Origin of the sequence: Gordonia desulfuricans NBRC 100010 (assembly GCF_001485495.1) — a bacterium.
GTDB lineage: Bacteria > Actinomycetota > Actinomycetes > Mycobacteriales > Mycobacteriaceae > Gordonia > Gordonia desulfuricans.
In genome coordinates this window covers 1-12,894 of the sequence record NZ_BCNF01000173.1, presented here as the reverse complement: position 1 = coordinate 12,894, position 12,894 = coordinate 1, and the positions used below count along the sequence as shown (strand labels likewise).

8 protein-coding genes and 1 pseudogene are annotated in these 12,894 nt (G+C 67.4%); 5 read left to right on the top strand and 4 right to left on the bottom strand.

The features are described from left to right. Positions 1–109 precede the first annotated feature (109 nt). From GD1_RS22715 to benA, 4 genes and pseudogenes are all read right to left on the bottom strand, one after another. Entirely contained in the window at positions 110–2,632 is a 2,523-nt protein-coding gene (locus GD1_RS22715) for a LuxR C-terminal-related transcriptional regulator (RefSeq protein ID WP_059039759.1), read from the bottom strand. A 59-nt stretch (positions 2,633–2,691) separates the two neighbouring features. Further along, a complete protein-coding gene (gene benC / locus GD1_RS22710; protein WP_059039757.1) occupies positions 2,692–5,496 on the bottom strand; it encodes a benzoate 1,2-dioxygenase electron transfer component BenC in 2,805 nt (934 codons plus the stop codon). Positions 5,497–5,510: 14 nt separating this feature from the next. Next, positions 5,511–6,056, bottom strand: a complete 546-nt coding sequence (benB, locus tag GD1_RS22705; protein WP_059039755.1) for a benzoate 1,2-dioxygenase small subunit — start codon at positions 6,054–6,056, stop codon at positions 5,511–5,513. 58 nt (positions 6,057–6,114) lie between these two features. Further along, positions 6,115–7,515 (bottom strand): annotated as a pseudogene (benA, locus tag GD1_RS22700) (benzoate 1,2-dioxygenase large subunit). Between the two features lie 242 nt (positions 7,516–7,757). On the opposite strand from benA, the gene GD1_RS22695 reads away from it, so the two are divergent. From GD1_RS22695 to GD1_RS22675, 5 genes are all read left to right on the top strand, one after another. Further along, positions 7,758–8,735: a LysR substrate-binding domain-containing protein gene (locus tag GD1_RS22695; protein WP_083534639.1), complete on the top strand. Its 978-nt coding sequence runs from the start codon at positions 7,758–7,760 to the stop codon at positions 8,733–8,735. Beyond that, complete coding sequence (locus tag GD1_RS22690) at positions 8,732–9,835, top strand: mandelate racemase/muconate lactonizing enzyme family protein (protein WP_020791428.1); 1,104 nt, start codon at positions 8,732–8,734, stop codon at positions 9,833–9,835. Before GD1_RS22695 ends, GD1_RS22690 begins: the two co-directional genes overlap by 4 nt. Positions 9,836–9,886: 51 nt before the next feature. Then, positions 9,887–10,171, top strand: coding sequence for a muconolactone Delta-isomerase (gene catC, locus GD1_RS22685; RefSeq protein ID WP_020791421.1), 285 nt, complete (start codon positions 9,887–9,889; stop codon positions 10,169–10,171). Positions 10,172–10,226: 55 nt separating this feature from the next. Further along, positions 10,227–11,111 carry a catechol 1,2-dioxygenase gene (gene catA / locus GD1_RS22680; RefSeq protein WP_059039753.1) on the top strand — a complete coding sequence of 295 codons (885 nt, stop codon included), beginning with the start codon at positions 10,227–10,229 and terminating at the stop codon, positions 11,109–11,111. 134 nt (positions 11,112–11,245) lie between these two features. Further along, positions 11,246–12,838, top strand: coding sequence for an AAA family ATPase (locus tag GD1_RS22675; RefSeq protein ID WP_059039751.1), 1,593 nt, complete (start codon positions 11,246–11,248; stop codon positions 12,836–12,838). Positions 12,839–12,894 lie beyond the last annotated feature (56 nt).

The window sequence follows — 12,894 nt, the reverse complement described above, 5'->3', positions numbered from 1 at the left end:
TCAATCATCGAAGGTAGTCCGGCTCAATCATCGAAGGAAGCTGGGCTCAATGAGCCACTGTCCGTTGGTGGTTGAGTCATCAACTCCTCCACACATTCGACCCCGCCCGTCATCTCCGTGACGCGGCGAGTTCGGCCCGCGACCGGACGCCGAGCTTGGCGTAGATCCGGGTGAGGTGGTACTGCACCGTCTTCGGCGAGATGTACAGCTGTGCAGCGACCTCTCGGTTCGACAGCCCCTGGGCCACAAGTGTTGCCACCGCATCTTCCTGTGGGGTGAGGTCGACGATGTCGCGATCGGTGCGGGCGGTGTGCAGCCCGCCGGCCTTGATCTCCCGATCGCAGCGCTCCACATAGGTGGTCGCGCCCAGCGACAGGTAGATCTCGCGGGCGGTGCTCATCACCGCATCGGCGGCGCGGCGCTTCCCGGCGCGACGCAGCGTCTGGCCGTAGGCGAAGTTCACTCGGGCCAGGTCGTGTCGTAGCGGGGAGCCGTCGAGGAACTCCAGGGCGGCGACAAATGAGCGCTGCGCGGCGTGGATGTCACCCTCGGCGCCGAGCAGCCTGCCCCGCGCATAAGCCAATCGTGCACGGGCAGGGAGATGTCTACGCTGCTCGGCGATCACCTCGTGTGGGGTGAGCAATGCATCGGCGGCCTCGAGCTGTCCGTCGATGACCAGCGCATTGGCGAGGATGTCCACCCACGTCCACCAGCCGGGCTCGACCAGCGCCGGGGTGGTCTGCGCCAACAGCCGCACCGGTTCCAGCATCCGGATCACCTTGCCGTAGTCGGCCCGAGCCTCGGCCAGCTGCGCCCGCGCCAGCAAGGTGGGGACCCGCATGATCTCGTAGTCGCCGATGGGGCCGGCGGCCTCGGCCACATCCGACTCGGCCGCATCCCAGTCACCACGCAGTGCATGGATCTGAGTTGCCGTGTAGTTCAGCAGGGGAGTGGTGAGGTCGATACCGCTGTCATGCGCCAGACGTCGTCCCCGTTCGGTGATCTGCAATGCCTGATCCCACTCGCCGGTGAGGAACTGTACCCGCGCCAGCCACGCCATCGCCCACAACGAGATCCGGTTGGAGCCACCGAGGTTGGCCATCGCCACCGCGGATTCCAGACTGCTGCGTGCGGTGGTGACATCACCGGTGCCCAGTTGCAGCCAGCCCCGGCCCATCGTGACCCGCTGCGCCTGCGCCCCGGCCCGGACCCGTTCGGCCAGTTCGTCATACGAGGCGAAGGCGAGGTCCGGCCGCCCTGACCACGCCTGCCCCAGACCCCGGATGCTGGCGGCCTCGATTCCCGCCGACGACGAGTCCCCGGCCATGGCGATCGACCGTTCGGCCCAGGTGACGAGTTCGGCACCCTGACTTCGCACCAGATGGTGCAGCACATATCGTTGCGCGATCACCGCGGCCACCTCCGGTTCGCGATCCCGGTTGACGATCGCCCAGGCACGATCCAGGCGCACCTGCGCCTCGGTGGACCGGCCGCGCAGGATCGCCAGATAGGCCAGGGTGACGTTGCGCATCGCGGTCTCACGCAGGCTCTCGACGGTCGGGACCAGGGCGGCCGCACCGACGCAGTCGCCTGCCGCGAGCCGTGCATCGACGGCCCGGATGATGCGTTGTTCGCGCAGTAGGGGATCGGCGGTGAGCCGTCCGGACTGGGAGAACAGTTCGGCGGCCTGTGCCCACGCCCCGTCACCGCCGCGCTCGTACGCGAGAAGGTCGAGCTGATCGGCCAGGTCGGCGTCCGGGGTGGGGGTGGCCGCAACGAGATGTCGCAACCGCACGATCGGCTCGTCGACGAGTTCGGCGGCACGCCGGTGCATCTCACCGACCCGGGCGATCCCCATCACCTCGAGCACGGCGGCACCGATCAGGGCATCGGCCGGGCGGGGCTGCAGGTCGGCGGGGGTGAGCGCCGCCGGTGCGACGACGAGCTCCGTCGCCCGGGCATCGTCGAGCGCCCCCAGCACGTCGTCGACGTCGGCGAGTCGTACTGCGAGAGCGAAGGACTCGGGATCGTCGACCACGACGATCGCCTCGATCAGGGTGCGGGCGGGTGTCCGGCACGCCTCGAGTGTCGAAGCCACCTGTGCCACCACCCGACGTGGGGCGGGCAACGTCATCTCCGACCGTGCCCACTGATGGGGCGGTACCTCGTCGAGCAGGGCGATGACGTCGCGGGGGTTGCCTCCGGTGTGCCGGGTCAGACGGGTGATGACCGCCGGATGCACCACGCGCCCACGCCGGGTCGCCATCTCGGCCACCGCATCGCGATCGAGACCGTCGAGCCGCAGGACATCGGCCAGCAGGGCCTCGATGGCCGGCGTCTGGCGGGTCACCGCCAGGACGGTGAACACCGGGTCGGCGGACTCATCGCGGGAGCGTGTCTCGAGCACGCCGGGATCGAGGGTGTCGGCGTCGTCGATCACCCGGATCGGCAGCGACAACTCGCCGGCCCGATGGACGAGCCGGCGCAGCAGCGTGCTCTTCCCGCTCCCAGGCGCCCCGACCACCACGAGTGGGGCCGCGACGGGAGGGACGGCGCCGCCCGGACGTGCGGCGCGGTCGAGGATCTCCGCGACCTCCCGATCACGACCGACACAGCCGGCCTCGATGATCACCCGGTCAATCCTAGGTGCGCGCACCCCCGTCCACCGGAGGTGGCGCACATCGGGGGCGGCTATCCGAGATCCCCGCCCGCGACCGGCAGCACCGTGCCGGTGATGTAGGACGCCTCCTCCGAAGCCAGGAAGCAGATCGCGGCCGCCTGCTCGTCGAGAGTTCCGTACCGCTTCAGCAGCGACGACGAGACGGTCTGCTCGATATGTGCGTCGAACCACTGCTGGGTGGTGGGGTCGGTGGGCGTGGGTGTGCCCCGCGAGATCCGGCGCGGTGGTGCCTCGGTACCGCCGGGTGCGGTGGCCACCACACGGATACCGTGATCGGCGTACTCCATCGCCAGCGATGCGGTGATTGCATTGATCCCGCCCTTGGCCGCCGAATACGGAATCCGGTGGATGCCGCGCGTGGCCGCCGACGAGACGTTGACGATCACACCCGACCCGTGCTCGACCATCGACGGCAGCACCGCCCGGCAGGCGTAGAGCGTGGTCATCAGCGACCGGTCGATCTCGGCGCGGATCTCGGTGTCGGAGAACTCCACGAACGGTTTGAAGTTGATCGCCCCGCCCACATTGTTGACCAGTACGTCCACCCGGCCGAAGCGTTCGATCGCGGTGGCGACCACCGACGCCGCACCCTCATAGGTCTCGAGATCGGCGAGGACGGCGGCTGCCCGACCACCGTCGACGGCCAGCGAATCCACCAGATCGCGAACCAGTTCGGAGCGGTCGGCGCACACGACGGCACCACCTTCGGCGGCGATCCGGCGGGCCGTCTGCTCACCGATGCCCTGCGCCGCACCGGTCACCACCACCACCTTGCCGGCGAACCGGCCGGGCGTGACGAACCGCGGCCGGCGATGGGCCATCTCGTCGGCCATCGCCCGGCGCATGGTCTGCTTGGACCGGTCGGCATGTGCCGAGATCAGCCCCCGGGCGGCGTCGCGATCGCCGGAGGCGAAGGCGGTCACGATGTCGAGGTGATCCTGCGCGCACAGCGGATGACACCATGTGGCATTGCGCAACACCTCGCCCATCCGGCCCTTCACCCCGAGTGCCTGGTAGGCGTCGAGCAGATGCTCGTTGCCGGTGAGGGTGAACAGATAGTCGTGGAAGGCCGCGTTGGTCTCGGTGTATTCGGCGGCGTCGACGAAGTGATCGTTGTCGACGTAGGGCACGGTGGCCTCGGCGAGCAGCCGGTATCCGGCGAGCTGACCACTGGTCAGCCGGCCGAAGGTCAGTTCCAGCGCACCGAGTTCCAGGGCGGCCCGCGCCTCGAACAGTGCGTCCGACTCGTGGACGCCGGGATGCTCCTCACCGATCACATATCCCTGTGCGGTGACCGTGGGTTCGCCGATCTCCGGCACGGCATCCGGCTCGGCCGGCCGGGTGGCCACCGGATCGGGTGCATGACCGGCGTGCGCAGGTGGTTCGGCCGCAACGGATTCGGCATCCGGGATCCCCGATGGGGTTGCGGCCACGAACATCTCCTGACCGGCGATCGCCCGGCCGTCGCCGACCGGCAACAGCGAACCGCCGGCGTCGACACCCGAGGCTACCGAACCCGCGGTCGGCCACACCTGCTGGCCGGCGATGCTGCCCATCCCGGTGTCGGCGGCGGTGTGTCGCTCACCGGTCCACGCCGACAACACATTCGGTGCCAGGATCTGCTGACCCGCGATCGCTCGCCCGTCACCGGTCTCGAGGAGTTCGTCGGCGAGAGCGGGGGCGACGGCACTCTCCGGTGCGATCTCCGGTGTCTCGCCGGCCTGCGCTGCGGCGCCGGCCGGTACGGCGAGGGCGAATTTCTCGTAGTAGAAACCCACCGGTTCGATACCGGCGTCGACGACGTGGCGGCGCACCGACTCCACCATCGGCGGCGGACCGCACAGATAGAGTGCGACGTCGCCGTCGTAGAGATGACGCGGTTCGATCAGGCTCATCACATAGCCCTTGTTGACCGCGGCGCTGTCCGGTTCGGACACACAGTGATCCCAGGTGAAACCGGGCAGTTCGCGGGCGAAGTACTCGATCTCGTCGAGCGCCACCAGGTCGGTGTCGGTGGACACGCCGTAGATCAGATGCGCCTTACGGGGGCTCTTGTCGGTGTGCAGTGAGCGCAGCATCGACAGGATCGGTGCCAGCCCGGTGCCGCCGGCCAACAGCAGCACCGGACGTGACGACTCCCGCAGGAAGAACGAGCCGTGCGGGCCGGTGAAGCCGATGGTCTCGCCGCGGCGGGCGCGGTCGGTGAGGTAGGTCGACATCGCGCCGCCCGGGGTCAGCTTGATCAGGAAGACCAGCCGCTCCTCGTGCGGGCCGTTGGCGAACGAGTAGGAGCGGCGCAGCATCTCGCCCGATCCGTCGTCGGTGCCGGGGACCGCGAAGTTGACGTACTGGCCGGGCAGGAAGGCGAGGTCGGCGCGGTCGGCGATCTCGATCTCGAGCCGCATGGTCGACTCCGACAACCGGTCGAGACCGACGACGGTACCGGTGAACTCGCCGGCCGCGGTCTTGGCGATGTCGGAGGTCGCCGCGATCTGCAGCACCAGATCCGATTGCGGTTTCATACAGCACGGCAAGGCGTAACCGGCGGCGCTCTCGTCCTCGGAGAGGGCATCGTCGATGTAGATCCCGCCGTCGTACTCGCCGGACTCACAGAACGCCTTGCACGTTCCGCAGGCGCCGTCACGGCAGTCGAGCGGGATGTTGATGCGCTGCCGGTAGGACGCGTCGGCGACGGTCTGGTCTTCGCGGCAGGTGATGAAGCGGGTCACGCCGTCCTCGAAGGCGAGTGCGACCTGATGTGTCGGCGCGGCCGCGGGCGATGCCGCCCGGGCGCCGGTTTCGGTGGTGGCGGTCATGTCGGGGCCGCCTCTCAGAAGTGGTAGACATCCACCACGTGGTGGATGTAGTCGTTCTTGAGCACCACGGTCTTGCGCCGGATCAGCGGTGACGGTCCGGAGAAGTCGATCGTGTAGAACGAGGTGCCGTAGTACGGGTCGACGGTGTTGTAGCGGAAATACATGGTGTGCCAGTTGAATCGGATGTCGACGAGGTCTCCGCGACGTTCGATCACCTCGACGTTGGTGATGTTGTGGCTGGTGCGCGGCTCGGGGATCGACGTCGCCGACGACCGTTCGGTGCGGATGCGGAAGACCCGGTCCTCCAGACCGCCCTTGTTGGCGTAGTAGATCAGCGAGATGTCGCGCTGCGGGTTCTCGACGAGGCGGTCGTCGTCGGTCCAGGCCGGCATCCAGTAGACGACGTCGTCGGCGTAGCAGTCCAGCCACTTCTCGAACTCGCGGTCGTCGAGGTGGCGGGCCTCGCGGTAGAGGAACCGCTCGATCATGTTCTGGGTGATCAGCGTGGTCCCGACGGGAGTGGCGGTGTCGGTGGCGGGGGTGTTCTCGGTGGTGGTCATGATGGTGTCCTGTCCGGAAAAGCGTTGACGACGAGGTGGGTTCGGGGCACGCGCCGCATCACGCCTGGGCGGCGGCGTCTTCGGCATCGGCTGCCGCGGTCATCGTCTGCAGCCAGTAGCCGTGCTGCACCGGGTAGAGCCCCTCGTCCTCGTTGCGCACACCCGCCGACACGATCCCACTCATGCCGAGACTGGTGGCCACCTCGTCGGGACCCGAGAGCCAGTGCTGTGCACCGCGACTCATGTCGTTCCACGGGGCGGCGGTGGCGCGGAAGGTGAGCTGGCACGACCGGAACTCCTCGAGATCGTCCGGGGTGGCCATGCCGGAGGCGTTGAAGAAGTCCTCGTACTGCCGGATGCGGTGGGCGCGTGCCTCATCGCTCTCGCCCTTCGGGGCGATGCAGTAGATCGTCACCTCGGTCTTGTCCGGTGCGATCGGCCGGAAGTGCCGGATCTGCGTCGAGAACTGGTCCATCAGATACACATTCGGGTACAGGCAGAGGTTGCGTGACCCCTTGACCATGAATTCGCCCTTGGCATCGCCGAATTGGGATTTGAGCTCGTCCATCTTGTCCCACAGCGGGCGGTCCTGCGGGTTGGCGGCCCAGGTCCACAGGCACAGGTGTCCGTGCGGGAACGACCAGTACCCGCCACCGGATTTGCCCCAGCCGCCGGCGTCGAGGGCCTTGGTGTCGTTCTTTGACTCGCCGGTGTTGCGGCGGGAGGTGGTGGCGGCGTAGTTCCAGTGCGTGGCGGTCACGTGGTAGCCGTCGGCGCCGTTCTCCGCCTGCACCTTCCAGTTGCCGTCGTAGGTGTAGGTGGAGGAGCCGCGGAGCACTTCGAGGCCCTCCGGTGACTGGTCGACGAGCATGTCGATGACGGTGCGGGTGTCGCCGAGATGTTCCTCGAGCGGCAGGACGTCGGGGTTGAGGCTGCCGAACAGGAAGCCGCGGTAGTTGCCGAACTTCGCGACGTGGGTGAGGTTGTGGGAACCGTCGACGTCGAAGGTGTCCGGGTAGCCGGCGCCCTCGGGATCCTTGACCTTGAGCAGGGTCCCGTCGTTGCGGAAGGTCTAGCCGTGGAACGGGCAGGTCAGGGTCATCCGGTTGTCGGTCTTGCGCCGGCAGATCATCGCGCCGCGGTGGGCGCAGGCGTTGATCAGGCAGTGCAGTTCGCCGGACTTGTCGCGGGTGATCACCACCGGCTGACGGCCGATGTAGGTGGTGAAGTAGTCGCCGGGCTCGGGGAGCTGGCTCTCGTGCGCCAGGTAGATCCAGTTGCCCTCGAAGATGTGGCGCATCTCCAGCTCGAAGATCTCCTCGTCGGTGAAGATCCGGCGATTGGCGCGGTAGATGCCGGCGTCCCGGTCGTCGATCACGGCGTCGGACAGGACCTGGCGGACGTGCGCGGTCACCGACTCTGCGGGAGTGGTCGGGGTGGGCCGATCGGTGACGGTCATGAATACCTCCTGAAGTGGGCTGTACTTCGACCCTCCCAGCACGTGGCGCCCGTCACACCAGGGCTATTGCCAGTCTTGGCCAAGCATCCAATTGATCGATCGCATCGATGAATAGGCCGAAACTGTGTCCTTGTTTCGTATCTATCTGGGGTTTACCGTGAGGTCATGCGTGGTGTTGATCACAGTGCACCGCGAGGGTGATCACAACGAGGTGACCACCGAGGTCCGAAAGGGTATTGACCATGGAGCTGCGGCATCTGCGCTACTTCGCAGCCGTCGCCGAGACCTGCCATTTCGGGCAGGCGGCGGCGATGCTGCACGTGGCCCAGCCGGCGCTCTCCTATGCGATCCGTCAGCTCGAGTCCGAGCTCGACGTCACCCTGTTCACCCGCACCACCCGGCAGGTCGCGCTCACCCCCGCCGGTGAGTTCCTCAAGACCGAGGCCGACCGTATCCTGGCCGACGTCGACACCGCCGTCGACGGTGTGCGTCGCATCGCCGCAGGCCGCAGCGGTGTGGTGCGACTGGGGCTGACCGGCATCGCGGCCTTCTCGCATCTGCCGCGGATCGCCCGCGCGGTCAAGCAGGCCCTGCCCGACGTCGAACTGCGGATCTCGTCGGACATGCTCACCCCGATGCAGTGCACCGCCCTGCAGTCCGGTGAACTCGACCTCGGGGTGCTGCGCCCGCCGGTGGTGGGCGACGGCTTCGAGGTCCGCACCATCGACGTCGAGCCGCAGGTTCTGGTGGTCTCCGCCGATCATCGCCTCGCCGTCGAACCGGTGATCTCGATGGTCGACCTGCGCAACGAGCCGTTCGTCATGTACGACAGCCGCGACTCGGCGGTCAACGACGCCACCGTGCGCAGCTGCCGGCGCGCCGGCTTCGTTCCCCAACGGGCCCACGACGCGTCGGGCACCCCGGTGCTGCTGGCGCTCGTCGCCGCCGGTCTGGGCGTGGCCGTCCTGCCCGCCTCGGTGCGGGCACTTCCGCTGGACGGTCTGGTGATGCGCGAGCTGACCGATGCCGCCTCCACCGACATCGCGCTGGCCTGGGCGGCCGGCAACCCCAACCCCGTCGTCGACGCGGTGGCCCGGGTCATCGGCGATGCCTTCGCGCCGACCGATGCAGCCGTACACGCCGGATCGGCCACCCCGACCGACACGACCACCCTGTCCACGGCGCAGGTCACTGCGCACCCGATGAGAGAGATCCGATGAAGATCACCGCGATCGAGGCGATCCCGTTCGCCATCCCGTACCGCAAGCCGTTGCGTTTCGCCTCGGGCGAGGTGTCGGTGGCCACGCATGTGCTGGTGCGGGTACACACCGACGACGGGATCGTGGGTGTGGCGGAGGCGCCGCCGCGCCCGTTCACCTACGGCGAGACCCAGCAGGGCATCGTCGCGGTGATCGAGACGGTCTTCGCGCCACAGCTGATCGGGCTGACCCTGCTCGACCGCGAACAGATGGTCGCCTCGCTGGCCCGCACGATCGGCAACCCCACCGCGAAAGCTGCCGTGGACATGGCGATCTGGGATGCGCTCGGCAAGACCCTGAAGCTGTCGGTGAACGAGATGCTCGGTGGCTACACCGATCGCATGCGGGTCAGCCACATGCTCGGCTTCGACGAGCCCGCCAAGATGGTCGCCGAGGCCGAGCGGATGCGCGACACCTACGGCATCGCGACGTTCAAGGTGAAGGTCGGCCGCCGGCCGGTCGGCCTCGACACCGCGGTCGTGCGGGCGTTGCGCGAACGTTTCGACGACCAGATCGAGCTCTACGTCGACGGCAACCGCGGCTGGACCGCCGCCGAATCGCTGCGCGCGATGAAGGAGATGGCCGACCTCGACCTGCTGTTCGCCGAGGAACTGTGCCCCGCCGACGACGTGCTCGGCCGGCGGTGGCTGGTCGAACAGCTCGACATCCCGTTCATCGCCGACGAGTCGGTGCCCACCGCCGCCGACGTCACCCGCGAGATCCTCGGCCGGTCGGCCACCGCGATCAGCATCAAGACCGCGCGCACCGGTTTCACGTGGTCGCGGCGCGTCCATCACCTGGCCGAGGGCCTCGGCCTCGAGGTGGTGATGGGCAACCAGATCGACGGCCAGGTCGGCACCGCGTGCGCACTGGCCTTCGGTTCGTCGTTCCAGCTGACCTCGCGATACGCCGGCGAGCTGTCGAACTTCCTCGACATGAGCGACGACCTGCTCACCGAACCGCTGCAGATCCGTGACGGCCATCTGCACACGTCGTCCGAACCCGGGATCGGCATCGAGATCGATCCGGAGAAGCTCGACCGCTACCGCGTCGACCGCTGATCCACCACGCAGACCGCAGCCCGACCCGCCCCGCAGACAGGAGAACCACCGATGCTGTTCCACGTTCGCATGGACGTCAACATCCCCAACGATCTCGATCCCGAGGTTCGCGCCGAGACCGTCGCCCGGGAGAAGGCGTACTCGCAGGACCTGCAGCGATCGGGTAAGTGGCCGCACATCTGGCGGATCGTCGGTGAATACTCGAACTACTCCATCTTCGACGTCGCCGACAACAACGAACTGCACGACGTCCTGTCGGCGCTTCCCCTGTTCCCCTACATGGACATCAAGGTGACCCCGCTGGCCACCCATCCGTCCGACATCGCTGCGGGCTGACCGGCCCTCACCCACAGCATCAGCCCAGGCCAACACACCCGAAGGAGTACCCAAGATGACGAACACCGTGGACACCAGTTTCGATGCCGAGGTGACCGCCAAGGCCGCCGAGTCCGGCGCTAACGCCTCGGCCCGGTTCCAGGAGCGCATGGCCAGCGTGGGTGGACGCTCGGGCGTGATCGACACCGCCCGTGTCGATTACCTCGCCACCAAGGTGGTCAAGGCCCTCAACGACATCGTGATCGAGGACAAGGTCAGCTACGAGGAGTACAACGCTCTGAAGGCGTGGCTGATCAAGGTCGGTACCGACGGTGAGTGGCCGCTGTTCCTCGACGTGTGGCTCGAGCACTCGGTGGAAGAGGTCGCCAACGCCCACCGCGAGGGCAGCAAGGGCACCATCGAGGGGCCGTACTACCTGTCGGGTTCGCCCGAACTCGGTTGGAACGGAACCATTCCGATGCGGGACGACGAGCCGGGCACCCCGATGGTGTTCGCCGGTCAGGTGCGTGCGGTGGACGGCACCCCGCTGTCCGATGCCAAGGTGGAGCTGTGGCACGCCGACGACCTCGGCTTCTACTCGCAGTTCGCTCCGGGGCTGCCCGAGTGGAACCTGCGCGGCACCTGGATCACCAACGCCGACGGCCGGTTCGAGATCCACAGCCTGCGTCCGGCGCCCTACCAGATCCCGACCGACGGTGCGTGCGGCCAGCTGATCGCCGCGGCCGGCTGGCATGCGTGGCGTCCGGCCCACCTGCACTTCAAGGTGAGCGCCCCCGGATACGAGCTGATCACCACCCAGCTGTACTTCCCGGGCGACCCGCACAACGACGACGACATCGCCTCGGCCGTCAAGCCCGAGCTGATGCTCGACCCGCGTGACGCCCCGAACGGCGAGGGTGTCCTCGTCGACTACGATTTCGTCCTCGATCCCGAGGCCTGATCTACCACCGCCCGTTGCTCGGTGGTCACTGACGAGGCGGGGCGACGAATCGAGAAGAACTCCTGCCCTTCTCGATTCGTCCCCCGCCTTGTTGCATATCCGGTAAGTCGCATATCCGGCAAGAAGGTGTTCCCATGCTCGTAGCCCCCACAACTCTCGTCGCGGCGACCTCCTCCGACGATCTCGCCGCGGCCCGCGCCCAGGCCTCGTCGTGGCGGTCGGCCGAGATCGGGATCGCCGACCGTGATCTCACCGATGCCGCGCTGGCCGATCTGATCGCCACCGCCGCGGCGTTCGGCGAGGACTCGTTCGCGCGGGCGGTCACCGCGATCGTGTCGGCGCGGGCCGGATCGTTCCCGGTGATCCCGCATGTCGATGCGGCCACCGAGATCTTCCGGAGCTTCTTGCGCCACGACCTGATCGACGGATGGCTCTACGTGCGGGAAACCGATGGCTATCTGCATCCGTATCTGGTCATGGACATCTCCATGGAGCATGCCGACCGCACGCACGGACCGCGGATCAAGTTCACCATGGAGGCCGACAATGCGACGGTGAAGCGGCCGTCCCGCAAACCACGGCTGCTGGTGTTCGAGGAGACCGAGATCGTCGGGAAGTCGCCCGGCGATGTGCTGGTGTCCGGTGGCGCCTACAAGGAGACGGCCGAGCTGAAGGCCGAATACCAGGCGCGCCGTGATGATTACCAGCGAATCATCGACGAGGGGTTCGGGCGCCAGTTCCGTTACACCGGTCGGGTCATCCGCACCGACGACTACCGTGCACCCAACATCCGGGAGAACCGCAAGGTGGTGCACGACGTGGCGACGTCGGAGATCGCGGCGTTGCGGATGGTGGCGCCGTCGATCCTGTTCGACGACGGGGACTACGGCACGGTCCCGGTGATCACCGCGGTGCGTGTGTTCGATCTGGGTGCCCAGGACTTCCTCGACGTCAACACCGGTGACCTCACCGAGTACGCCTATGACGCCGACCTGCAACACAAACTGGTGTTGCCGGATGAGCAACGCGAACTGCTGAACATCCTGACCACCGACATCTCGGTCTTCACCGGCGACATCATCGACGGCAAGTCGGCAGGCAATGTGATCCTGGCGAAGGGCCGGCCCGGTGTGGGCAAGACCTTGACCGCCGAGGTGTACGCCGAGGTGACCGGCCGTCCGTTGTACTCGATCCATTCCGGATCTCTGGGTGTGACAGCCGAATTGGTGCGCAAGAACCTGGAGGTGATCTTCGACCGCGCCAAGCGGTGGGATGCGGTGCTGCTGCTCGACGAGGCCGATGTGTTCGTCATGGAACGCGGACTCGACCTCGCGCAGAATGCCATCGTCGCCGAATTCCTGCGCACTCTGGAGTATTTCGACGGCCTGCTGTTCCTGACCACCAATCGTGTGGACGGTGTGGACGAGGCGATCCTGGCGCGCTGCGCCGCGGTGATCGAGTACAACCCGCCGTCGGCGAAGGACGCCCGACAGGTCTGGCAGATCCTGGCCGCAGGCAACGACGTCGTGCTCCCCGAGGACCTGCTGGACGATCTGGTCGGCGGCTTCCCCCAGATCACGCCCCGAGACATCAAGATGCTTCTCCGCCTTGCCCTCCGGATGGCCAAGCATCGGGGCACCGAACTCGACGCCGCCGTCTTCGCCAGCAGCGCCGCATTCCGTGGCCTGCACTACGTTCCCTACGACGAGCGCGAGTTGTTGCGGTAGGAGCGACGGACCAGATCGTCGGCGTGACCACCTCTGAGGTGGTCGCCACCCGGCGC